The organism is Paenibacillus sp. YAF4_2, from assembly GCF_052113225.1.
In the GTDB taxonomy this organism is placed as follows: domain Bacteria; phylum Bacillota; class Bacilli; order Paenibacillales; family Paenibacillaceae; genus Pristimantibacillus.
This window is the reverse complement of the sequence record NZ_JBFRCT010000001.1, coordinates 503531-528385: the sequence shown is the minus strand read 5'-3', so window position 1 is coordinate 528385 and position 24855 is coordinate 503531. Positions and strand designations below refer to the sequence as shown.

The 24855-nt window shown below is 46.4% G+C and carries 21 protein-coding genes; 6 read left to right on the top strand and 15 right to left on the bottom strand.

Going from position 1 to position 24855, the window contains the following annotated elements; translation table 11 throughout:
* Nucleotides 1-2: 2 nt before the first annotated feature.
* From AB4Y93_RS02570 to AB4Y93_RS02535, 8 genes are all read right to left on the bottom strand, one after another.
* Nucleotides 3-926 carry a carbohydrate ABC transporter permease gene (locus tag AB4Y93_RS02570; protein WP_441888638.1) on the bottom strand — a complete coding sequence of 308 codons (924 nt, stop codon included), beginning with the start codon at nt 924-926 and terminating at the stop codon, nt 3-5.
* Between the two features lie 13 nt (nt 927-939).
* Nucleotides 940-1902, bottom strand: coding sequence for an ABC transporter permease (locus AB4Y93_RS02565; RefSeq protein ID WP_441888636.1), 963 nt, complete (start codon nt 1900-1902; stop codon nt 940-942).
* Between the two features lie 76 nt (nt 1903-1978).
* Nucleotides 1979-3724 carry an extracellular solute-binding protein gene (locus AB4Y93_RS02560; RefSeq protein WP_441888634.1) on the bottom strand — a complete coding sequence of 582 codons (1746 nt, stop codon included), beginning with the start codon at nt 3722-3724 and terminating at the stop codon, nt 1979-1981.
* Between the two features lie 171 nt (nt 3725-3895).
* The gene (locus tag AB4Y93_RS02555) at nt 3896-5350 is read right to left on the bottom strand and encodes a response regulator transcription factor (RefSeq protein ID WP_441888632.1); all 1455 of its coding nucleotides are present in this window, start codon (nt 5348-5350) and stop codon (nt 3896-3898) included.
* Nucleotides 5325-7088 (bottom strand): cache domain-containing sensor histidine kinase, encoded by a 1764-nt coding sequence (locus AB4Y93_RS02550; protein ID WP_441888630.1) that lies wholly within the window; start codon nt 7086-7088, stop codon nt 5325-5327. The genes AB4Y93_RS02555 and AB4Y93_RS02550 overlap by 26 nt, the downstream gene beginning before the upstream one ends.
* Before the next feature lie 103 nt (nt 7089-7191).
* Nucleotides 7192-9576, bottom strand: coding sequence for an alpha-L-arabinofuranosidase C-terminal domain-containing protein (locus AB4Y93_RS02545; RefSeq protein ID WP_441888628.1), 2385 nt, complete (start codon nt 9574-9576; stop codon nt 7192-7194).
* Nucleotides 9577-9949: 373 nt separating this feature from the next.
* Nucleotides 9950-10657, bottom strand: a complete 708-nt coding sequence (locus tag AB4Y93_RS02540; protein WP_441888626.1) for a DUF421 domain-containing protein — start codon at nt 10655-10657, stop codon at nt 9950-9952.
* A 228-nt stretch (nt 10658-10885) separates the two neighbouring features.
* On the bottom strand, nt 10886-11716 hold the full coding sequence (locus tag AB4Y93_RS02535; protein ID WP_441888624.1) for an SDR family oxidoreductase: 831 nt from the start codon (nt 11714-11716) through the stop codon (nt 10886-10888).
* 97 nt (nt 11717-11813) lie between these two features.
* Here AB4Y93_RS02535 and AB4Y93_RS02530 point away from each other — a divergent pair, with 97 nt between their 5' ends.
* The gene (locus AB4Y93_RS02530; RefSeq protein WP_441888622.1) at nt 11814-12227 is read left to right on the top strand and encodes a MerR family transcriptional regulator; all 414 of its coding nucleotides are present in this window, start codon (nt 11814-11816) and stop codon (nt 12225-12227) included.
* 111 nt (nt 12228-12338) lie between these two features.
* Here the strand turns inward: AB4Y93_RS02530 and AB4Y93_RS02525 are convergent, their stop codons facing one another.
* Nucleotides 12339-12563 (bottom strand): hypothetical protein, encoded by a 225-nt coding sequence (locus AB4Y93_RS02525; RefSeq protein ID WP_441888620.1) that lies wholly within the window; start codon nt 12561-12563, stop codon nt 12339-12341.
* A 124-nt stretch (nt 12564-12687) separates the two neighbouring features.
* Complete coding sequence (locus tag AB4Y93_RS02520; RefSeq protein ID WP_441889259.1) at nt 12688-12870, bottom strand: hypothetical protein; 183 nt, start codon at nt 12868-12870, stop codon at nt 12688-12690.
* Here AB4Y93_RS02520 and AB4Y93_RS02515 point away from each other — a divergent pair.
* From AB4Y93_RS02515 to AB4Y93_RS02500, 4 genes are all read left to right on the top strand, one after another.
* A complete protein-coding gene (locus AB4Y93_RS02515) occupies nt 12820-13296 on the top strand; it encodes a TetR/AcrR family transcriptional regulator (protein ID WP_441889237.1) in 477 nt (158 codons plus the stop codon). The two genes, AB4Y93_RS02520 and AB4Y93_RS02515, sit on opposite strands and share 51 nt — an antisense overlap.
* A 7-nt stretch (nt 13297-13303) precedes the next feature.
* Nucleotides 13304-14050, top strand: coding sequence for a type I methionyl aminopeptidase (gene map, locus AB4Y93_RS02510; protein ID WP_441888618.1), 747 nt, complete (start codon nt 13304-13306; stop codon nt 14048-14050).
* Nucleotides 14051-14353: 303 nt separating this feature from the next.
* Nucleotides 14354-14635 carry an ArsR/SmtB family transcription factor gene (locus AB4Y93_RS02505; RefSeq protein WP_441888616.1) on the top strand — a complete coding sequence of 94 codons (282 nt, stop codon included), beginning with the start codon at nt 14354-14356 and terminating at the stop codon, nt 14633-14635.
* Nucleotides 14636-14719: 84 nt separating this feature from the next.
* Nucleotides 14720-15922, top strand: a complete 1203-nt coding sequence (locus AB4Y93_RS02500) for an MFS transporter (RefSeq protein WP_441888614.1) — start codon at nt 14720-14722, stop codon at nt 15920-15922.
* Nucleotides 15923-16276: 354 nt separating this feature from the next.
* Here the strand turns inward: AB4Y93_RS02500 and AB4Y93_RS02495 are convergent, their stop codons facing one another.
* The 3 genes from AB4Y93_RS02495 to AB4Y93_RS02485 form a co-directional block, all read right to left on the bottom strand.
* On the bottom strand, nt 16277-18229 hold the full coding sequence (locus tag AB4Y93_RS02495; RefSeq protein WP_441888612.1) for a PAS domain S-box protein: 1953 nt from the start codon (nt 18227-18229) through the stop codon (nt 16277-16279).
* Between the two features lie 155 nt (nt 18230-18384).
* The gene (locus AB4Y93_RS02490; RefSeq protein WP_441888610.1) at nt 18385-19239 is read right to left on the bottom strand and encodes an NAD-dependent epimerase/dehydratase family protein; all 855 of its coding nucleotides are present in this window, start codon (nt 19237-19239) and stop codon (nt 18385-18387) included.
* 38 nt (nt 19240-19277) lie between these two features.
* On the bottom strand, nt 19278-20495 hold the full coding sequence (locus tag AB4Y93_RS02485) for an MFS transporter (RefSeq protein ID WP_441888608.1): 1218 nt from the start codon (nt 20493-20495) through the stop codon (nt 19278-19280).
* Nucleotides 20496-20621: 126 nt separating this feature from the next.
* Here AB4Y93_RS02485 and pdxR point away from each other — a divergent pair, with 126 nt between their 5' ends.
* Nucleotides 20622-22028, top strand: a complete 1407-nt coding sequence (gene pdxR / locus AB4Y93_RS02480) for a MocR-like pyridoxine biosynthesis transcription factor PdxR (protein ID WP_441888606.1) — start codon at nt 20622-20624, stop codon at nt 22026-22028.
* Nucleotides 22029-22044: 16 nt separating this feature from the next.
* Here the strand turns inward: pdxR and AB4Y93_RS02475 are convergent, their stop codons facing one another.
* Nucleotides 22045-22392 (bottom strand): VOC family protein, encoded by a 348-nt coding sequence (locus AB4Y93_RS02475; protein WP_441888604.1) that lies wholly within the window; start codon nt 22390-22392, stop codon nt 22045-22047.
* A 197-nt stretch (nt 22393-22589) separates the two neighbouring features.
* Nucleotides 22590-24644, bottom strand: coding sequence for a hypothetical protein (locus tag AB4Y93_RS02470; RefSeq protein WP_441888602.1), 2055 nt, complete (start codon nt 24642-24644; stop codon nt 22590-22592).
* Nucleotides 24645-24855: the final 211 nt, after the last annotated feature.

Genomic DNA, 24855 nt, shown 5'->3' with positions numbered 1-24855 from the left:
TTCTACCCTTTCACAGAGCCAAGCAGTACCCCTGAAATAAAGAAGCGTTGCGCAAAAGGATACATAATAATCATCGGAATGGAAGCAATGACCATGGAAGCTAATTCGATCGTTTGCGAGGTGATCTCACCTTGTCCTTGCGCGAGGGATAACAGTTCCGACACCGCAGGATTAGACAGTGACGCCGAGCTTGACAGCTGTTCGACCGCCGAGCTTGACTGCAGCAGTTTCAATATTAAATACTGGAGAGTTTGAAGATCATTAGACTGTGTAAAATACAGCGTTGTACCGTAATCATTCCAGATGCCGACAGCAGTGAAGATCGATAACGCTGCCAGAACCGGCTTTGACAGCGGCAGTACAAGACGTAAAAAGATCGAGAATTCACTAGCTCCGTCCAGCTTGGCGGATTCGAATAAGGCGTCGGGAATCGCTTTATAATTCGCATTCAATATAATTACGTTCCAAAAACCGCCAAACAACGAGGGAATAATATATACCCAGTAGTTATCATAGAGATGGAGCCAGTTAATTAACAGGAACGAAGGAATTAGTCCCCCGCTGAAATACATACTTGTGAATCCAATGGCCATGTACCATTTTCTCCCTCTCAGATAAGGACGCGAAAAGGCATAAGCGAACATTGCCGTATACATTATAGATACCAAAGTCACAACTATGGTACGTGATGCGGTAATCCAGGCTGCACTAAGCAAACCTGGGTCAGCCAGAACAGCACGCCAGCTTGCCCAAGTAAACATACGCGGCCACACAAAAACGGGACCACGCTGTAGATCAATCCCGCTGTTCAGGGAACTGATAATGGCGTACCAAAAAGGATATACGGTCACAATCATGATAATGATCATGATTACTGCATTCGTAATATAAAATGTACGGTCTCCAAGAGACTTTCCCCCTACCATACCGGACGCCTCCTTAGAACAGACCTGATTTTGTAATTTTTTTCGAAGCAAAGTTAGCTCCAACAAGCAATACAAGCGCGAGCACTGATTTCATCAACCCGATTGCCGTTGCGACATCAAATTGGAAATTGAGCAGTCCCGTCTGATAAACATACGTATCGATAACCTGACTTGCAGGTAGATTCAAAGAGTTCTGCAGCACATAAATTTGTGTGAAATTATTGTTCAGCATACCGCTTATCGCGAAAATGATCATAATCATTAATGTAGGTAGGATTCCGGGTAATGTAATATGGTACATTCGTTTGAAACGTCCCGCCCCGTCAATCGACGCAGCCTCATATAAAGATTGATCAACGCCCGCCATTGCGGCCAGATACAAAATAGCTCCCCAGCCGAGGTCCTTCAATAGATTTGTTACAATCGCAAGACCCCAGAAATAGCTTGGATCCGACAGAAATTGCACAGGGTCTTTCACCAGATGCAAGTGAACAAGCAGATAATTAATAATCCCCTCCTGCGGATTCAGCAATGTAATATATAAGCCGCCGTAGATAACCCAAGATAAGAAATGCGGCAAATAAGTAATCGTTTGAATCATTGATTTGAACCTTGTACCTACGATCTCATTAAGCAGTAATGCGAATATAATCGTGACAGGTATGCCGACAAGTGAACCAATCAGGTTAATACCGAGTGTATTCTTAACCATTGGCCAGAATTGAAAATTATCAAAGATGAGCTTAAAATTATCAAAGTGATTCCATGGACTTGTGAATATCCCTTTTACTCCACTTATCGGGTCATAATGCTTAAACGCCATCAGCAGACCAAATAACGGCAAGAAGCTAAATAGAATGATAGAAATCACGCCAGGCCCAATCATGATGGCAAGCTCTGTCTGCGTTCGAAGGTCGGATTGCAGCGCAAAGCCTTTTTGTTTCTTCCTCTTTAAAACCATAGGTGACTGTTTCATAAGCTGCTCTCCTTCCTGATCAAGACTGAGCGTGCCAAAGCTCGGAAACTTTGGCACGACTCAATGAATCCATTTATTAAGAGTTGATGCCTTTAATTGTAGTGCCGTAGCTTTCTTGCTGCTTATGGAATTGTTCATTAATTTTCGCGTTGATGTCATCCAATCCCATCTTCTTCACCTGAGAAACCATATCCTCGTACAGTTTTTCTTTTGAAGTATCATCTTTAGCTAATATGATTTTGGAGATTTGTGTTTCCAGATAGGTTTTAATTTGCAGCTGGTCATTGGCCATCTTGCTGCCGGCTGCAATGAAGTCGCTAGGCATAATAAGCGCTGACGTGTCATAAGTCTCGGAAGCCTTGCCAATTGATGTTTGTACCTGCATCGCCATCACGCTGTCTGCCCCTTTATTTGAAGTAGGAGCTACCGTCGCATGGTCATGCCAAGCAATATTGTGGAAAGGCCAGAACGCGAATACACCTGTCTTGGAATAATCCGCGGCGTCTTTCAGCCCTTGCTCGTTTTGCACTACAAGCCCATTCGCGTCGAGCGTATAGTCTACTCCTTCGAATCCGTAATAATTGAGCAGCAGTCCTTCATTACTTGTCATGAAATCCAGCCATTTGGCAATACGCTCCGGATTAGGCGCATCCTTCGAAATAAATGTATTCATCCAGCCTGTGCCTGCTTTCATAGAACGTCCGGATACTGGCTTCGTATTCTCATTTGACATCACCGGACCAGGGGTAATCCAAGTCCCAACCGCATTCTCATCGGTAAATCCAGTATTGGCTGTATTACCGATAAAGCTGAATACCCGGCCGGATTTGACAGACGCTTTCGTCGATGTATCGTCCACAGTCATCTGACTTGGATCAAAGGCACCTGCTTGTGCCGCTTTATACAGGAAGTCGAGCGAATGCTTTGTTTCTGGAGCGAGAATCACATCGCGGTAATTGCCGTCTTTATCGATAGGCATAGCGCCAAACATCGCTTCCAGTGTGCCCAATGTTCCCCCGTGCCCAGTTCCGCCGACAGACAAGCCCTGATACGATTTGCCATCAATAAGAAGCGGAACGACCGGAGCTCCGTCTATCTTCATTCCTTTTACTTTCTCGTAAGCCGCTAGTACACCATCTTCGGTCTTAAGGTCATCTGCTGTAATGCCTGCTTGCTGCATAATCTCTTGATTGAACATAATAGCGTTATTATTGCGGTATTCCGCTGCATCCGAATAAAATTCGCTCGACGGAGGATAGATTTTTCTAGCATCAGTTGTACTCATATGACTCGGATAAGCGTACCAGCCGCCATCACGCTCGGTTAAAGCTTGCTTAAGATCCTGAGGGAAATTGGTGAGCAGCGGTGAGGTTGGGTCGTATTTCTTCAAGAATTCATCCAAATTCCACACTTTATCCGCTTGAATCAGCTTCCTCTCTATAGTGCCGTCTGTCAGCGTCATAATATCCGGAAGTTTATTGGAAGATACGAGCATCAAGCTTAATTTCGTGCCTGCATCCTGAGCGGGGATGTTGAACTCGAACGACAGCCCTGTCTTACTTGTAATTGTCCCTTCTACGGAATTGGGATCTGAATTCCACGGTGAAGGTGGGTTCCAACCACTCACATCAGAGAACCATGTTAGCTTGACCGGAGTCATATGCTCTTGTGCTCCGTTAGCGGATGGTTCTACCGATGCCGAATTCGTAGCTGCGTTATTCGCTCCATCCTTATTATTATCCGGTTGATTCGAACTGCAGGCTGAAAGCGCTATCGAACCAGTCAATAACATGACCGTCCACAAGCTGTACTTCTTTCTCATACCGTTGTTCCCCCTTAAGACTATTAATGGCTCTTTCACCATTCATGATAAATGGAATCCTTTGTCACCCATATGTTTATAATTTTGCAAATTGGTGTGGATTATAGATAACGCTTTCATTTAGCAAATATAGAAGAAGCCGCTCTTTTTAAAGGGAGGAGATTTCTGATTTTATATCTTTCTGAATTTGCTTGGCGTCAGACCAACATGCTTCTTGAACAGCTTATTGAAATGAAAGTAATCTTTGTACCCTACCCGCTCGACCACCTCTTGAACAGATAATGAGCTTTCTTTCAGCAGATCTTTTGCAAGCGAAATTCGTTTTCCGATAATGTACTCCGAATAGTTCGTTCCCGTCTCCTTCTTGATCAGGAAACTAAGATAACTGAGGCTGAGGTTGAACCGCTTAGCAATTGTACCCAGCAGGATATCTTCTGTAAAACTGAAATCAATATATTCCATAACAGCCTTAACCTGCTCATGGACAATGGGGAAATCAGGCGTTACTTCTAACTCGAAATAAGATTTCAATCTTTCGAACATGGCATTTATGGATGGATTACTTCGTGCCAGCAGATCGTAAGTTAAAAACTCAATTTCTTGATAGGTACTTATGTTGCTGTAATACTTATGGATAAGTGAGATGATTTGATTGTACACACTCGCCATTTGATCAACGAACAATTGGTGGTTGCTGCAAACAACAGCAAGCTGATCAAGACATTCCTGTATACGCGCCAACTTTTGCTCTTTTATACTCAGCTCAAGCTGCAGCATCAAACCTGAAATTCCGGTTATAATCTCATGCTCTTTATAATGAACAATGCGCAATTCAGGATAAAAGATAGAACTGAACAACGCTATATCTGCAGCTTGATACATTTTGAAGAGGCAGTCCGACGAATTCGCAAGTGGACTGATCCCGATATGGCTAGCATCCTTGAGGTATACGGAAATAAAATCAAACCATTCCCTAGCATGACCAGCCTCATCATAAAGCACGATATAGGACAGTTTGTTGAATCCAGTCCTCATGGAAATATAATCCAATCCAATCCTTCTTATCTCTTGATCAGAAGGAACTGTCACCGTAGCATAGGGGAATATACAATTAATGAGTCGAATATTCGGGTAGCTAAGCAACATTCCTCTAGTTGTGAAAAACTGTCTGATTGTTGTATTTCCGTCGGTAGCGAGTAATTCAAATAGATCATTCAGCAGTTCATTAGGATCTTTGGCGGACAACCTTTTCTGTTCTAATCGGCTGTTCAAACGAACAATCGTTTCCAATAGCTGTTCTTTCTCAATCTGTTTAAGCAGATAATCAAATGCTCCAAGCCGCAAAGCTTGCTGTGCATACTCGAATTCGGAATAACCGCTCACAAGTATGACCTCTGTCTCCAGTTTCTGCCTAGTAATCTCCTCAAGCAATTGTATACCGTTAAGTCCCGGCATCCGAATATCCGAAATTACGACTTCCGGGCGATGCTCCTCAATCAGTCTTAATGCCGACGATCCGTCATATGCTTCGCCGATAACTTCGAACCCTTGTAATTCCCAATCAATTAGCCTGGATATGCCGTAAGCTACCCATGGCTCGTCATCCACGATTAAAACGCGATACATGCTCATTCCCTCCTTCTGAGAGGCGCACCGGGAAAGATACTCTTACGCTTGTCCCTTCATTTAGCACACTCTCTACCTTTAAAGCTGAAGCATCCCCATAGAACAAATTCGTGCGTCGGTAAATATTAGAAATCCCGATACCATCCTGTTGTTCACTTTCTGCAGGAACAGGCTCATCATATCGGAGGAGCCCCTCCCTTAGTTCCTTCAACTCGCCTTCACTCATTCCTTGTCCATTGTCTTGGATAAGCAGTTCGATCTTATTCTCGGTAGATTTACGGATCTCGATCAGTACTTCACCTTCGCCCAATTTGCGTTCTAGCCCATGAAATACTGCGTTTTCTACAAGCGGTTGAAGCAGCATTTTCAACATCATTTCATTCAACAGTTCATCATCACAACGGATCACAATTTTAAATCTCCCTCTGAAGCGGAATTCAATGATTTTGGCATACTCTCTCACATGGGAAAGCTCCTCTGCAATAGTAACGAAGTTGCTCCCCTTCACCGCATAGCGGAACATTCGTGATAAGGACTCTGATATATTCGCGATATCGCGGACATCGTGATAAAAGGCCATCGCTCGGATGCTCTCGAGTGTGTTATAGAGGAAATGAGGATTGATCTGATTACGGAAAGCCGATATTTCCATCTGTTTTTTTGCCAGCTCGATTTCCAGCATCCGAATTTGAGTGGATCGAATCTCATCGCTTAGCACACTGATATCGTCAAGCATCTTATTCAGCTTCTGACCCAGCACGCCAATCTCATTTTGATGAACGACGTTATATCGGCTCTCTTCTCCGTTTTTCGGATAGGATTTAATGAAATCCATTAAGGATTTAATCGGCTTGAGAATACGTGTGAAGAAAATGAGCAGGAACATACAAAGAATGCCGAACATAATAGCATACGTAGCAATATTAATCCGTTTGACTGCGCCTAACTCATCAAGCAGCTCACTTTTGGGGATGATGCTGATCAGCTTCCAGCCAGAAGGCGCCAAATTAATTGATTGAACGATATATTTCGGATTCGCTTTCCACTTATCTACATTCACGGAATCACGGTTTGTGACGTTCCCTTCACTGGACAAGATTTGGTCATTACGATCTAATAACATCACACGTGAGTTGGCCGTTACTTTCGCGCTTTTGAGAACAGGAGTGAAATTGGATACATCCATGACATAGCGGCCCGTACCCCTGTATTCTGTAGCGATATTATTGCTGTCTAGTCCATAGATCGGTGCCGTAATGGTGTAAAAATGCTCTGTTGGACGGTCATCTAAACTAATAGTACCGGAATATGTCATCGCCTTAACGGGCGTCGTCGTTTCATCTTGTCCCTCGCCGAGCCTTGTCAGAAGTTTTCCATTTCGATCGTATAATTGGATTCCTCGTATATTCGATTTCATGGACATCGTGTTCGCGAATACGGACAGCAGCTCACGGTTCATCAGCACCCTGTCCAGAATATCATCGGCATTGATATAGGTTTGCACGGTAGGACTGTAATACAGGAAAGTCGATATCCCTTGCATATCACTATCAAAGCTCGTCATCTTCTCATTAACCTGAAGCAAGATCGTATTCACAGAAGCCGTTACCTTACGCTCAATAATTTGCTGAGCAATTCGGTTTGTAATGATGTAGGTAATAAGCAGAGTAACCAGCATCAACGCTATTAAGATCAATATCTGTCTCATCAGACTGGGCTTCCATATACGGTTCAGCATTGCTATCCCCTTCCGAAGAAATGGTCACATTGTAAAACAAAAAAATCGCTTTAGAAGGCGATTTTTTTGAAGAGAATCTAATTTCTCTATTTATGTTTCTATCTTATTTGACTCGGAACACGGTAATTGAATGTTTAGGAAATTCGTACTCAAAACTACTGTCTTCCGTAAAGAATTCCTTCTGTTTCGGCGATACGTGCTCAGGTGACTCGAAGGTATTCTCGTCCTCCAGGGAATGACCGGACATCTCGAATATTTGAACGCTCAAATTTGCATTATTCAGATCCGCTAACATAATCTGTGCGTTAACGCTGCTATCCTTCACATTAACGACTTTGATAATGGTATCTCCTGTTGAATGGTCGCAACTCGCAGAGTAATACAACGGTTCAATTACCGGAACTTTGTCCTCCGTGTCATGGAATAACTCACCATTAATCCAAGCACGGATCTGTCTCCCGGATATTTCTAATTTCAATGTATATTCCTTATCATTTTCTACATTAAAAATGCTTTGAGTCAGGACAGAACCTCTGCCATTCACGCTGGAACTTATTAAGGAGTCCTGATTCTGCCAGCCGCCAAACTCCCAGGTCATCAGATTAGTCTCATCGCTTTGTCCAAACTTGAGCTTAAACCCTTTTAGACCGCTGACTCTTTGGGTTTTTAACGTTAGCGTATAGTTCTCCCAATCTGTCTCACCTAAGTCTAGTGTCTGTATAGATGTCCCGTTCAGTCTATCTTCTTCCGTATCCGACAACTTGCCAGGCAGACCGCCATTCAACATGTTAACTTCACCAGTATCGCTATTAACGAGCAGCATATCCCAATAGCGGAAGGAGCAGCGGTCTGTCTCAAGTGCAAGCGCTCCGTTAATCGGTTTCTTATTACCCACTTCTTTCTGCTCAAATCCATTTGCTTCGACTCGCAAGAGCTGATCTCCCTGATGATGCATAAACAGCTTTTGCACGTAATAATTAGGTGTGCAATATATTTCGTGATTGTTGAACCAAATGAGATCTGGTTTCCAGTTGATATAATCTACATTGCATAGCAGTGGTGCATAACAGGCGAGTCCTACCGCATGGGCATTTTTCTCTAGACCCGTCATGAATGCCGCTTCTGCTAGTGCGTTATAATAGGTGTTTCCCCAAGATGCATATTCTCCCAAAAATACTTTCGGGTCTTCAGCGTTGAAGCTGTCATAACGGTGGACATTGGCGAGGAACCATTCCGGAGAACTATAGTAGTGCTCATCCACCAAATCCGATTGATGCTCTCTAGCAGAATTCCATCCACGCTCATACTCGGTTCCTGCTGCAAATGGACCAGCAGAGTTAATAACTTTAATATTCGGATACTTCTCCTTAATCGCTCGATGGAAATAAGGATAACGTTCAAAGAACGGTTCTCCAACTTCTTCATTTCCAATTCCGACATATTCCAGGCCAAATGGCTCTGGATGACCGAGCTCCGTACGAATAGCTCCCCACTTGGTTGACGAATCACCGTTTGCAAACTCAATCAAATCAAGAGCGTCCTGAATCCACGGCAACAGCTCGTCAATCGGAACGATTCGATTATGATGGGGATCATATCCACCCGGCAAAATAGGTATTGGTTTGGCGCCTATATCTTCACAGAATAGAAAATATTCGAAATAGCCGAGACCAAGTGTTTGATTGTAGTTCCAATTATTCCTTCGTGCTGGTCTTTGCTCGATTGGACCTATCGTGTTTTTCCACCGGTACATTGAGTTCCGATGATCCGGGTTTAAAGAGCCGTCATGCACCAAGCAGCCACCTGGAAAGCGCATAAACTTCGGCTTTAGATCCGCGAGCAGCGCAGCGATGTCACTCCTCAATCCGCCTTTCCGGCCAAGAAATGTCTTCTCCGGGAATAGGGAAACCATATCGAGGTAGAGCTTTCCCTGCCCTTTCGTTACAAGAACAAGGCGGCTTCTCGTATCGGTGGCATTAGCAGTAATCACAGCTTCATATTTGGTCCACTCGATAGAATTCACCATAATCGTGGCCTCGCCATGAATTTTACCGTCCGTCCCTTCGATCGTTACCATAATAGGTTCGTCCAAGCTGGCATCACGCCGAGCGTATACCGAGAACAGATAGTTGTCGCCCTGTTTGACAGCAATGCCGCTGTTAAATCCATGGTTCATTAACCCGACGCCTTCGCCATCCGATATGATTTCAATGGCCACATAATGAGGGTTCCTTGCGTTTAACGGATTAATTTCCTCAATCGTTATTTCAGTCTTGCCGTCGCCTCTTTCGATCTTTTCCCAAGCCATTAAGGCGTGGTAAGATGGATGATCGATCGGATCAAATTCAAAGGAACGGTTCTGGACGAGCTCTGCATAAAGCCCGCCGTCCGCCGCGTGATTTAAATCCTCGAAAAAAATGCCGAACAAATCACCTAATTCCGCACCTCGTTCACCTGTATGTATCGTTAATGTTGGTTTTGTACTCATCACTATTGAATCCCCTTTGCTCTCTGATAATTTGAATTTTAAGAGCTTCTGCCTCTTAAAACAATTCACTACCATGTTTAAAAACTTACCTATTATGCTAAATAAATAGAATAAAATATCTCTAATTATTCAGAAAAACTATTAAGAAATGGTTATCTATATAACTGAGCTATCATTAATACACAGGTTTCCTGCCTATCATTGAGAATACAGCAGCCGGTCATTTTAATAAGAACTTGATACCATAAAACAAAAAGCCGCAATTTATGCGGCTTTCAATGTTACTATGTTCTTGTCACCCAGCGCTCGGATCGTAGGTTTCTAAACAAAACGGATGGACTGATACGTAGACAGGGAGTTCAAACTTAAGTACTTAATTATCGATCGGTTTGTTGATTTGATCTTGATAGTAATCGAAATATAGATTATTCTGCGTGCCTCGCACTGCGTAGAACACATCGGACAAAGCTTTATTGCGCTTGGAGAGCTCCTTCTCTAGCCATTCGGTGGTTAATCCGTTTTGAGCAAAATTGTCGTCCATGATCTTGCCGTCGATGATCAACTCTACGGGAAACGATTTGATGGTGTTCGCGTGAAGCTTAAGATCTTTACGGGTCACCCATTCATACTCGCTCTTCTTTTTTATGGATAGCTTCCCATGATCCTCCAAGACGGCGTATTCAACTTCCTCCGTATTAAAAATATTCTTTTCCCTTAGAGATTGAACCAAGGAGTCCATCGTATATCTAATTTTCCTCATGTTGTCCTCAAGGATTTTTCCATGCTCGATCACCACAGTAGGTGTACCGGAAATCCACTTGCTCCATGTCCGGTTTTTAAGTGCCAGCCAGGAGACCATGTAAGAAATGAAGAAGAACACTACTAGTGAGAGTACCAAGGACGAAGGTTTGAGCTTCTCGTTGAACGCAAGATTTGCGGTAATGCCGCCGAGAGTGATACTGCTCACGAAATCGTGGAACGTCATGTTGGAGATCGTCTGTTTTCCCAATATTCTAGATATGATCAACAGGACAACAAAAGCCGAAGCGGTTCGAATGATCGTATCCCAATACTCATGCAACTGAATGCCCCCTTTGATTTGGTTTGTTTAGTTTTATCATTATTCACTTTTATAAGGTGAACTAAACCGAGGCAAAGTCGAGTCTGCAGGTCATTCATTGTACTTTTTGGCATACGGCTTTGTATAGAAGTTCCTGTCTTGAGCAAACGCTAAGAGCATATATACAAAAAAAGCCGCAGTTTATGCGACTTTCTTTGTATATAGGTGACCTTCTTCATTTAGCTAACATTATTTCGTAAAATAATGTCCTTGCTCTAGATCTGCGAGAAGTCCATGTTGGACAGGCTTCCAGCCGAGCAGCTCCTTCGTTCCTTTACTTGATCTAGCTAAGTCAAGCGACGCGACCATACCTAGAAAACCGAAAATCGCTTGTGCCTCTTCACGCGGGATGCTGACTACTGGTACTGCCACGTGACGACCGATGATGCTGGCAATGTCGCTGAACAGAATGCCTTCGTCGTCCACGCCATCGAGTCGTGAGCCCGCAGGCGCAGATTCTACTGCGAGTCGGAACAATACTGCAGCATCCAAGCGATGAATCGCTGGCCAACGGTTGGTGCCGTCTCCAATGTAAGCCGAAGAGCCTTTTTCCTGGGCGATCCGGATTAATTGAGGCACGAAGCCCTTATCTCCTTCTCCATGAACGGAAGGTGCAAGCGAAACGATCGATGCTCTCACGCCTTGTTCTATAAAGGCAAGCGCTGCATCCTCCGAAGCCTTGCCATTAGCATGAGCTGTGATAATAAGTGGTTTACCGGAGCCCGCAAGCCCCTCTCCCATTGCTTCGATGGCACGAAGATCCGTTGTTAGTGATGCGGCGAAATTAGAGAAATCGTGGTTAAATGCCAGATGAATAACACCGTCTGAATTGGCTGCACAACTGCGCAGTAAATCTAGATCCTCTAAAACACCGCGAGCCACCTCAACTCCCAAGCTTTCTAATACTTGAGCACCGCTCTCTGAACGAGTAAGACCAATTACCTGATGCCCCGAACCGATGAGTTCGCGGACAACAGCTGTACCAATATAACCTGCTGCACCTGTAACGAATATACGCATAATTTTTTTACGCCTCCTTAAGCATTTGACGAAGATATGACTCTAGTCTAAACTATGAAGTAAACTCTAAGGCAAGCGTTTGGAGGTATGATTTCATATGAAAATTCAAGAATTAGCAGACTTGATGGGGTTAACCCCCCACACCATTCGTTTTTATGAGAAGGAAGGCTTGCTTGACAGCAGGCACATTCAGCGAGAGAAGAATAACTACCGCAACTACTCAGACGAAGCAATTGAACGATTAAAGCTGATTAAGAAATTTCAAGGCATCGGCTGTTCGTTAGCTGAGCTGAAGACGATTTTGCAGGATCACGATACGAACGTACGCACAAACCAAGAAGTAATAGAATGGATTCTCCAGAAGATCAATGAGATCGAGCGTAAGAAGGACGAATACGATCATATGCTTGTAACGCTGAATTGGATGCTGACTTACAGGAAGCTGCTGAATGAAGATCCACAACAAGCTGAGGTTATGATGGCGGATTTACGTCTTAGAATTAACATCTAGTCGTATAATCGTGAAAAAGCCACACTTACCCAACTGACCGTGCTTTGCTTCGTCTACCCCATCTCCGCGTTATCCCATGCCGGATTCCAGACTACCTCCCACAAGTTTCCGTCAGATCGAGAAAATGTTCCGAGTAACCTCCCCAGAAAGCGTCTGCGCGGGATCTGCAAGAATAGCGCCTGCCCGCACAGCTTGATCCAAAATTGCATCAACTTTTGATGAGAGATTTATCGTTTCAAAAGAGGTCATGAGCCCAGTTACAAATGCACCCTGGGATGCAGAAGCGGGATTCATATCAATAATGATATCCGCGCATCCGTCAGGTATTATTTGCATATTCCACTCTCCGTGTGAATGTCTTTCCAGTAATTATACTAAACACAAAATGGCAGGAGTGTATTGTCTATTTGCATATTCTTCCCACATAAGTTACATTGTTTATATCGACAAATTTGCAGGTCTAAATAAGGAGGTTTACACACCTATGTGCCCCCGTACCAAAGAACAAAATGAGCTCATCCGCATGCAGCGCAGAGAACAGATCCTGGACGCCGCCGCGCGCACCTACTTCCACACGGGAGGAAGCTTTGATATTCGCGACGTCGCCCGCGAGGCCAAACTCGGATACGGCACGGTATACCATTATTACCCCAACCGTCATTTATTAATAGAAGACGTGCTGTGCAGCGGCTTCGAGCGATGCGAGCAAGCCCTAGCAGAATGGGCAAATATATGCGGCGGCAGCTCGGATGACAGCCAGTTGTTAATGTATTGCAAGGCGCTGCTCCGGCTGTGGCAGTCAGACGCCCGCACATATCTCGTCTACAAAATGGCGGCGGAACATTATGCAGGCTTGCCTGAGAAGGATCGGCACCACACCAAGCGACGATTCATGGAACGGCTGTACGTTCCGCTCCAATCGATCGCCCTGCGCGAAGACGACAGCGTTAACCATATGTTTGCCGTGCTGGTTGGCTGCTGCGGGCTGTACTACTATGCGGGTAGTTCTGAGCTGGACGTCGATCGAATCGCCAAGCTCGCGATGCAAGCTATTATGAAGGAGTCCTGATACAAACATGATTATCTTAAAAAACAAGCATGAAATCGAAGCCATACGCAAGGCATGCCAAGTGGTGGCCGAATGCCATCGCACTATCGCCCCGCTCATCAAACCGGGAATCACGACGAATGAGATTGAGCGCATCTTCGAGGACATTATCTTGAAGCACGGCGCCAAGCCCTACACGAAGGGCTACAAGGGCTATCCATATGCGACCTGTGCCTCCGTCAACGACGTGATCGCACATGGCTTCCCTAGCGACAAGCCACTTGAGGAGGGCGATATCGTGACGATCGACACGGTCGCGGAGCTCGACGGCTGGCTCGGCGATTCAGCCTGGAGCTATGCGGTCGGGAAGATATCGCCGACCGCCGAGAAGCTGATGCGCGTCACGAAAGAATGCTTTGACCTCGGCATCGCACAGGCGCAGCCAGGCAATCGGCTTGGCGACGTGACGAGCGCCATCCAACAGCATGCCGAATCGAACGGTTTCGGCGTCGTGCGCGACCTTCTCGCGCATGGCATTGGCCGGGACCTGCACGAGGAGCCGAACTATATGCATGTCGGCAAGCCCGGCAAAGGCCTCCGCATCAAGGAAGGCATGGTATTCACGATCGAGCCCATGATCACCGAAGGCACCTACTACATGACAATCGATCCGGACGGCTGGACCGCGCGGACGTTGGATCGCAAGCTCGCCGCCCAGTACGAGCATACGATCGCAATCACGGCAGAAGGTCCACAAATCCTTACCGCGCAATAGAATAATAAAACTCGCTAATTCCTCAAAAATTAGCGACAACCTTAAAGATAAGCGGGATAGCCCCACTTATCTTTAATTTTATTTTGAATAGTTTGTTTGCCTCGCTATCAATCGAATCATACATTTATGAAAATTACTGTTTGATCATATTTAGCTATTGGATATAAGTGCTCAGGTATACGGGTCATGTCAATGTCTGTTTGCCAATGTTTGCTCGAATCGCCCATTTACATCGGCTGGCGGTTGTGTTATTCTTGTTTCCATAGTTTTCGAAATACATTTTAACAAAGGTGGTGAGACCCCATGGTCGAGGACAACGAGGAAGTTAAACAGGCAGTGAAAGTCTACAAAGCACTCGGAGAGCCGACCCGGATCAAAATAGCGATGCTTCTTACGGAAGAGATGAATCTCTGCTGCTCCGACATCGGCAACAAGCTCGAGTCCGTAGCAGGTTCCACGCTGTCGCATCACTTGAAGCAGCTTACGGAATGTGGCCTGCTCACGCTACGCAAAGACGGCACGTACATTTATTATAGTGTCAATAAAGAAGTCGCGCGGAAGTATGCCCCGTATTTGCTGGGGTAGCCGTTTTTTTTTCGTCTTATATTTCGATAAATTTAGAAATATAAAATTATTATAAAGAGAGATATGGATAAGGAGCTGGAACGTTTGTCTTACAATTTGAAAATTTATATGCTGGCTTTAGTCAGCTTTCTCGTCGGCACGTCCGAATTCATTATTGCCGGCATTCTTGATAAAGTATCCGACGATATCGGCGTCTCGGTCGCAGCGGCAGGCCAGTTGATCACCGTGTTCTCCCTTGCTTACGGGTTCGGGACGCCTTTCCTGATGGCGGCCGCAGCCAAAGTCGACCGTAAAAAACTGATGCTGTATGCCCTCTCGGTATTCATCGTCGGCAACGTCGCGGCCTACTTGTTCTCTGGCTTCGGCTCCCTCATCGTTTCCCGTGTTATTGTAGCGCTGAGCAGCGGCGTATTCGTTGTCACGGCGCTCACGGTCGCCGCGAAGCTCGCACCTGCGGAGAAGCAAGGCAGTGCAATAGCCACACTCGTCATGGGCTTCAGTACGGCGCTGATCGTCGGCGTACCGCTCGGCCGGCTTGTTGCTTCTGCCTATGACTGGAATGTGATTTTCGGAGGTATTGGACTGCTCGGGCTGCTGGCGCTTATGCTCATCGCCTTCGCGATTCCGAAGATGGACGGTGAGCAGCCGGTACCACTGCGCGATCAACTGAAGCTGCTCAAGAATCCGAAAATTGTCGTCGCTCTTGGCATTACGTTTTTCTGGCTCGGCGGCTATTCCATTACCTACACGTATATTTCCCCCTTCCTGCTCGATATTACGGGCATGAGCGAGAAATTCGTCAGCATCGCGCTACTTGCGTTTGGCATCGCTAGTCTGATCGGCTCCAAGCTGGGCGGATTCGGCACCGACCGTTGGGGATTCAAGCGCACGCTGGTGACCGGCATGCTGTTCCACGCGGTCTGGCTGGTAGTGATTTCGTTCTTCGCCCATTCGCCGGGGCTGATGTTCCCACTGCTCATGCTCTGGTCCTTCTCCGCTTGGTCGTCCGGTCCGACACAACAGTACCATCTGATCTCGCTCGCGCCCGAAGCGACCAGTATCATGCTTAGCCTTAACAGCTCTGTCGTGCAGCTGGCTATGGCTGCCGGCGCGGGCATCGGCGGTGTGGTCGTGGAAGGCGCTTCGTTGACAGCAATCACCTGGATCGGCGCCGCCGGCGTAGCCGTTGCTGCGCTCATGTCAGCCGCGGCCTTTGGTTACTTCCGCGTCGGAGGGGCTTCCCAGGCAGCACATAAGGAGGCTCGCACAGGAAAGATCGGCACCTAAGCAATTGTCTTACACGCCTACCGGGCAGAGCCGAACGCGCCTGACCCAAGCATCTCGAGAAAGAAGCCTGACCTGAGGCTCCAGCTTGACACGCTTTAGTAGAAATTTAGGTCTTAAAAATCAATGAGCCTCGATGAAAGTGAGATGATCCGTGCGTCCCATCAAAGCCTTTTAGCCCTCATCTCATGTCCACATCAAAAAACCATCATTTCAATGAATGATGGTTTTTTGATTTAAATTTTAAAATGTAAACTTATTTATCTACGTAGTTGTGTAGCGCTTTATTTTTTGGGGTTGTATTTAATACTTTCATTGTAATTCTTGAAGGCGTGTAAGATTTCATATTCCGGCAACTTAGTTATTTCGATGCCTTAGACTTAGAGTCTTTGGCTGTAATGCTTTACTGTCTATAAATCGTTGTATGACTGCTGATACTGCTGCGTTATGCAACGGCTTGCTGATATATTCGTGCATGCCCGAACTCATGAATCGCTCACGGTCGCCGACGAGCGCGTTTGCCGTAACTGCCACAATATGTGGCAACTCGTCCGATCGCAGCATTTGCCGCAGACGTTTGGTTGCTTCCAGACCGTTCATCACCGGCATCTGAATATCCATAAATAGAATATCGTATTTCTTTTTCTGAACGGCTTCTAAGACTTCAGATCCGTTGGATACGGCATCTGGGCGAAAACCAAGTTTTTCCACCATTCGAATCAAGACAAGCTGATTAATATGATTGTCTTCGGCGATCAATATGTTCAGCTTGTCATTGGTATCGGGCAGCTGCTCGTAATCCGATTCCAGAAATAATACATCCGGGAGAGATTCGACCTGTAAGGCAATGTTGAATCTAAAGATTGTGCCTCCTCCAGGATTTGGCTCGCAATAGATCTCACCATCCATCAGCTCAATCAGCTTTCGCGTAATAGCGAGGCCAAGTCCGGTACCTCCTGCCTGTCGCACCATGAAATGATCGGCCTGATAAAATGGCTCAAAGAGATAGGCCCTTTTATCCGCCGGCACTCCGATTCCCGTATCCTCCACAGAAAAGTAGAAATGGATCTTATCTCCTGATGCTTCAGCTTTATCGATACTAACTGTAATGGAGCCTTCCGGCGTAAATTTAATGGCGTTGCCGATCAGGTTCATAAGAATCTGACGGATTTTGAGAGGGTCGCCGATTACTTTATGCGGAATGTCTGGATGAATGGATACGTTAAGCGTCAGTTTTTTCTCCAGCGCTTTAGGCATTAGCGTGTCAAAAGTCTCTGCAATCGCTTCGCTCAGCTTGAATGGCTCCTCCGACAGTTCGGTATTACCTGACTCCACCTTAGAAAAGTCGAGAATATCATTGATGATGGCCAGCAAAGTATCCCCGCTCTTCCGGATGATGGAGACATATTCCTGCTGCTCCTCATCCAGAGGTGTATCCAGCAGCAAATCGGTCATGCCGATTACGCCGTTCATCGGGGTACGAATTTCATGGCTCATGATCGCCATAAATTCGCTTTTGACTTCATTTGTCCGTTCTGCTGCCTCTTTTTCAATCAGAAGCTTCTTTTGTTCGGTAATATCCTTGATTAGCAGATAAAATCCGATGCTTCGATTGTTAACGATAATCGGCGCGATCGTGACTAGAACTTCAACAAGATACCCATTGATATGGGGAACATGATTGATAGATCCTTCGATATCGGTGTAAGGCTCGTTGTCGGCTAATATGCGCACAAGCGTATCCTCCCCGATAATGGCTGCGATACTCGTGCCAATCAGGTCCCGTACCTTTTGCCCGATAAGATTCTCGGCCATCACGTTTCCGTTCATAATCTTGCCCTGCAGGTCAAAGGAAATAATGGTGTCGTGATTGTATTTCTTAAGTGAAGTGTATCTTTCCACCGTTTCTTGCAGCTTTTGTTCGATCATTTTATTAGAAGTGATATCGACGATTTGGGCGATTAAATACCAAGGCTCGCCATCCGCCCCTTCTCTGACAAGCGAAACATGTACGGATGTCCATACGACAGTGTCGTTATGATGAACATGTCTTTTTTCAAAGCTGAATGTTGATATATCGCCTTGCAATAATTGTTTAAAGTAGATGTCATGATTGCTTTCTACGGATGAAAATATCAATTTGTCAGGATCGCATTTCATTAGTTCGTCTCTCTCGTATCCGAGCAGCTGGCAAGCGGCCGGATTCACATCGATCCATTGGCTATCTAACGAAATCAGCACAATTCCGACAGGAGTAAAATTGAATACATGCGCAAATAGATTCTGTTGATTGAACGTTAGTTCTTCCACTTTCCTTGCCCCCTCATTGCGAATTCTGGTGTATCCGTAATTATACTATATATTCTTATTTCTGTATAAAATCAAGAAAGGAGCCGTCAATGAGCGGCTCCCTTCTTTTCTTGCTATTTAATAGCGTACTTCGCATCTATTAAGAGGTAAAGACCTTATCTTAAGCTTTGCGCGAATCCAGATCTCCATGTTGGGTACAACGGAACCCATCCGTATTCGTTTTGCGCTTTGGTATTCGATGCGCCGCGCTCTCCTCTATTGCTTCCCGGTTGATATTGCGGCGCAGGGGCATGCAGCGCATCAGCATAAACAGGCAGCCACTGTGTTCCAGCAGCAGGCTCGTTATCTACTATATTAACCCAGCCCGTAGGCCAATCCAATGCCAGCATAGCTGCATTTGCAGCATCCTCTACATGAAGGAAGGAAGTGATTCCGTCGTTTGCATGCAGCTGCCTTTGCAACACTTTTTCCGCCATGATCCCTCTTTTATCGTACCAGGTTTCAGGTCCGTAGAGCATCCCATACCGTAAAATAACGTGACTCGGTACCTCCGCTACAGCCCCTTCCAGTGCAATAATACCATCAATAGTCGATTTCCGCGGCAAGGGTGCATGTATATCCAAGGGAACCTCTTCCGACGCAGGATAATCACCTGGTTCATAAGCCCAAGAAATGCTTTGTGCGATGAATCGACTAACACCTGCAGCCTTGGCGGCATCTACTAGATTCCGAGTCCCTTCCATTCTGATTCTGGCATTGTCCTCGAGATTCCAATTGCTAAGGGAAGTAAGCTGATGAATGATTACATCCGGTCGTAATTCCCCGATTGCTCCTAGGATATCGTCCCGTTCAAACGCATCGACGACGATAGGCTTTGCCCCCAAATCTTGAATGAATGCCTTGCGTTCCACGCAATGGGTCATTCCAATGACTTCATGGCCAGCCCGCACCAATTTGGGAAGTAGCAAACGGCCAATTACACCTGTAGATCCAGCAACGAATATTTTCATATAACGACCTCCAATACTGTTCTCATCTTGTGTCAATTTCACATGGTAGTCTCGAATGACTTTTTCACTTTGCGCGGGATTATGAGCACTTGAACCGTCATTAACATTAGTGTAATGATGATCAATCCCAATATGGCCAATCTGAATTGATAGGCCAAATCATTGATCCAACCAATAAGAATTGGACCAAGCGCGCCGATAATGTATCCTCCGGATTGCGTCATTGCCGCCCAGGAAGCCGCTTCCTGCGGAGATGAAGCAGCATCAATAGGCAATAACGTTCCGAGAGCAAACAACATTCCTGAACCAAATCCGCATAAGACAGCAGCTAACCAAGGGAGAATGGAACAAAAGATGAGAATAAGTCCAATTAGCTGTAAGAAAGATGCAGCAAGCAGCCATAGTAGGCGGGATGGATACCGCTTCAACAGGAATTGGAGCACTAACCCACTTGGTATTTGTACTATTGCAAAGATTGTAAGTAAATTCCCCGCATAGAGGCGTGAATACCCCAAGCTTTCCATTATAGGCGGCAGCCATGCCATTAAAGAATAAAAAACCATAGCCATAAGACCAAAATGCACGGTTAATAACCAGACCTTCTTATTCCCCCACGGCAGCTTCGAGCTCTGCGAGATGGTTGCTGAATCCATTGGAGTGTCTATCCCCCTTGTGACGACTCTAAACCAAATTGGAACAGCTGCTATAGCAAGTACAGCCCAAAAAGCAAGTGTCGTTTGCCATGAATGTACCCTGAATTGCAAGGGAGCGGATAAACTGGAACCTAGAGCGGCTCCGAGTGACAAAGCCATAGAGTACACAGCGATCATCATTGGAATGTTACTTGCGAAATGCCTTTTGATAAATCCGGATAGCAATGGCCCCATTGCAGCAATGCCTATGCCGGCCAGCAGAGCGGTTAGAAGTAAAAAGAAAGCGGAATGAGTAACGATACGCAAAAGTGTACTTACACTTAGCAGAACCAAGGACCAGGTAATGACCCTCTCGATTCCCAATCTCCTGCCGATCCGGACGGATATTGGCGAGAAGAAGCCCATGCATAGGACGGGGATAGAAGTTAACAAGCTGGCTACAGAAGCATTCATACCCAAATCGCTACGAATGATTTCGAGTACGGGAGAAATAGAGCTTATCGCCGGGCGCAAATTCAGAGAGGCAAAGAAAAGGGCTGTGACCATAAGGCCGCCAGCCGCCTTATATTTGGTTTTTCTCTTTGGGGTAATCTCTTGATTCATCGCTTCACCTCTCTGCTACTAAATCCTTAAATTTGTAACTCCCATGTTATCATGTTAGATTGGTATCAATAAGTACCACTTTGGCTTCATAATTAACATACCAATTATTATAAGGGGGCACTATCAATGCCGCTCTACTCCAAACCAAACGTTTCTGCTACTAAAACCAAACATATTTATACTTTGCTGCGGGATCGGATGTTTCAGGGCTTCTATACATCGGGAAGCAGACTCCCTTCCACCCGAGATCTTGCAAGTGAGTTCGGAGTGTCTCGCGCACTGATTGTAGAAGTCTATGAGCAGCTAATAGCCGAAGGTTACTTGGAAGGCCGCCAAGGCTCAGGTACTTACGTGGTAGATTTGGGAGGACGCAATTCGTTTTCGACTCAGTCCCACGTAAGCGAAGTTTTCGAATCATCCAAGTCTGCGGAATATCCAAATCGTTTCGATGGCATAGACTTCCGTCCGAGCTTCCCTGCTCTGGATCACATTCCACGTAAAAAATGGAAAGAAACCGCACTTGGTGTATACGAAAGTGCTCATTCATGGGATTTTGGTTATGATGATCCCGCAGGCAATATGGAACTTCGCACAAGCATATGTCAGCTTTTACTACACACCAAAGGGATTCAATGTGCCCCTTCGCAGGTAATCGTGACGGCCGGCGCTACTCAAGCTATCGCTTTATTGTGCAAGCTTTTATTAAAACCTAATGATGCCATAGTGACAGAAGATCCGACCGCTACCTTCATCCACGATATTTTCGCATCAACTGGCGCTAACATAATCCCAGTTTCCGTAGATGATCATGGCCTGAATGTTGATAATCTGCCAACTCATTTGCATCCGAAGTGTATCTTTGTTACTCCATCCCACCAATTTCCATTCGGCAGTATTTTGTCCATTGGACGCCGTTTACAACTTTTAGATTATGCCCGCCAAACCGGCTGTTACATAATCGAGGACGATTACGACAGTGAATTCCGCTACGCCGGAATGCCGCTTCATGCTCTAAGGGAGCTGGACTCGGAGAGAGTCATTTATGTAGGGACTTTTAGTAAAAATATGTTCCCCGCGCTAAGACTGGGCTATATGGTGGTACCACACGAATTAGTCTCTCCTCTTCTTCAGTTAAAGCGGGTAACAGACATGCATTGCCCAACATTGTCCCAAGTCATCCTTGCTAGATTTATTGCCAGTCATCACTTGGAACGCCACATCTCCCAAATGAAGCGTATTTATGGCAAAAGAAGAAATCGTCTCATAGCCAGCTTATGCGAAACGTTCGGCAACCAAGTCAAAATATCAGGTGATGCTGCAGGGTTACACTTGATCGCCGAATTATCCGGACATCGGTTTGACCCTCTTCTGACATCGCAGCTTGAGGAGCGGAATATTAAGATATATCCTGCTGAAAAGTACTCTATTGTTAAAGGAAAGTTTGAAGATCGATTAATTATGGGGTTTGGGAATGTAACGGAGTCTCAGATCGATCAGGGAATCAAAACCATTGCCGAGATTTTGAGGAGTTAATAGTTGATTGGCCATATTAATGAGCAAGAATGTTGATAAGCTTACCAAATGGATCGAGGACATAGAATCGTCGAACACCCCAAGGCTCATCAACAGGCCCATATTCTATCGGAAATCCAGCTCTCTTCATGCCTTCTAATATAGCATCAACATCATCGACTTCGATCGATAGATCAGGCGTAGGCGTTTCTGAGCCACCCTGTGAGGCGAAACTAATTTGAATGCTCATCTCCTCGTTTGAACCATATGTTCTAATCCAACCATGATCCATCATTAAATCAAGGCCGAGTACATCCTGGTAGAAGGATTTAGCTGCCGTGATATCCTTCGTATTTATATTTGCGACGATTCGTTTGACCTTCATTTCAAACCTCCATTATCCTTCTAGTAGTTGATAGAAGGAATACATTCCCCTCCTAAATATATCCTGATGAATTGTAACAAAATGTAAGGTTATATTCAATGAAAGACTGTCCGTGAGAATAACGCTTGAAGAAAACAAAGAGCTATCCAAGAAGCAGGCGCTTCAAGGATAGCTCTTTGTTGCTCCCGGTAAACGGACTACTTGCGGGGAAAAATCGAAGTCAGGTCGATTGCGCTCGCGATGTCGGCGGCGCCTTTTTTCAAGGCTATTTTCAATCCGGGTCCAAAATGTCCTGCTTTCACGAATGCGATCAGATCCGGCTTCCATATAACGCCGTCCGAGTCGAAATCAGCCTTCGGATCGTAATGGAACTGCCCTCGTTTCGTCCCGAATGTGCGCAGGAATTCAACAGCATCCAGCCGATTGACCTGGCCATTGCCGTCGAGGTCAGCCGTTGGTACAGGTTCAGTTCCTGGATCGGTGCCAGGGTCCGTTCCTGGATCTGTTCCTGGATCGGTACCTGGATCTGTTCCTGGATCTGTTCCTGGATCCGTTCCTGGATCCGTGCCAGGGTCCGTCCCCGGCACCTCGTACCATGTGGTACCAAGGTAAACTTGCCACCCGTCCTTCCAATACATCTTCGCTTTATCCGTGACGATCCGCTCGGATGGCAGCCTGCCATCCTCTTGCAGACGGCTCAGCCAGATGCCGCCGTCGTAGGTGTAAGCAGCTTCGCCTGCATCTGAAAGTGCAACAAAATGGCTGTCAGCGGTGCTGGTCGGCGTCAACCGCACATCCTCTCCGGAAGGCGAACGCAGCCACAACTGCTTTTGACCGACTTCCGTATACACCGTATAGGCAATCCAGCCGCCTGCCGTCAAGTAATCCCCCGGCACGGCAGATGCTCCGGCAAGATCCACCGCAGCATCACCCCGCTCGACGACGAGCGTGGAGCTGTTATCCGAACGGTCATCCCTTGCATAGAGCAGCACGCCGCCGTTCATGACCGGTGAGTGGTAGACGAACCTGTCATTAGGCGTAATTTGCACAGCGGTGCCGTCCGCGAATCGGAACAGCTTGCCGTCTCGCGCGAACACGAGCGTGCCATGATCGTCCAGCGCGTAATCGAACCGGTCAGTGAACCCGACGGAGACCGCTTCCCCTGACACGGTGTTCTCCAGCGTCAGTTCGCGAAGCCCTCCTCCTTGCGCATGGTAGGCTGCCCAATCTCCGTTCACGCGAATATCGTCCGCGGCAATAGATTGGAGCTGACCGTTCCGCCATACGAAACGCGAATAGTTCCCCATCGGGTCGAGACCTTTCCGATAGTAGCCGTCGGGTAAGTCGAAGCCGGTTGCATCGAACGCACTGCCCATTGCGCCGCCGGGAATGAGTCGGACGTTAAGCTGTGTCTGTTCCGGTACGAGCAGTGGCAGCGTCTCCACTTCGTTCGTATCCTGATGGCGAATGCGCAGACGATGATCATAAGCATTCCATAGCAGTGTGCGAGAATCGTCAGAGTCTAGCACAAGGCCTGCTTCCTTCGAGATGGTTGTCAGATTCGAGACATCCTCGACATAGATCGGATATGACTGCGTGCTAGTCAACCCACTTGCGTCGGATGCGCTAAGCTGAACAGTTGCCGCCTGGCCAAGCCACTGCTCCGCGGAAACCGACTCCACGATAGCGTTCGTGCCGGATGCCAACAGCTTTCCGTTAATACTAAGCTTTAGGTTGCTGCAGTCCGAGCCGGGATTATCGTCGGTGCAAGAAATATTGACCGCCAGATTTGGGTCAGCGACTTCGAATGGAAGCGGCGCATCAGGATGAATCACCGGCATCTTGTTGTGCTTAAGCGCGATGGCAAGAGGAGCGCTAGAGATGCCATCGACGTCAACCGAGGCAAGTGTCAAGGTGAAATCCCCCCAAGGGAGCAAGGAGACATCGACCCAGCCAGTGTATTCACAAGAAGATACGCAAATAGCGGTCTGTTTCGTTAAGTTAACCGCCGGCATGCTGCCCGCCGCGGCCTTTGTTTCAGCGATAGGCACCTGGGAGTTGACCGTAACTCGGACAAAGATGCGATCAGGCACGAAGGAATTCGCCGTCGGAGTTGCTACCACCAGATGCGGTACCGAAGCGGCGCGTGCGGGCTGGACTTGAATACTGAAGAGGCCGAGAAGCAGCATGACGGCCATCAGCGCATTAGCGAGCTGTCGTCTAGGATTGATCCTAGTGTTCGAATTCTCCATTCCTTTACTTCTCCTCCATGTCGTTCGGAATATTGTCTTGCATGAAAAGCGCCGCAAACAAAGTCCTGAAAAAACAGGTAAACATTTCCTTTTGGCTATGCAAGACTATTATGCCTGTCCAAACGGGGAGCGTATATAGGGAGATGCCCCTATATGGAGGGACCATTTTAGAGGGCCTAGATCGTCACGGCAGCAGGACTTTTCGGATGCA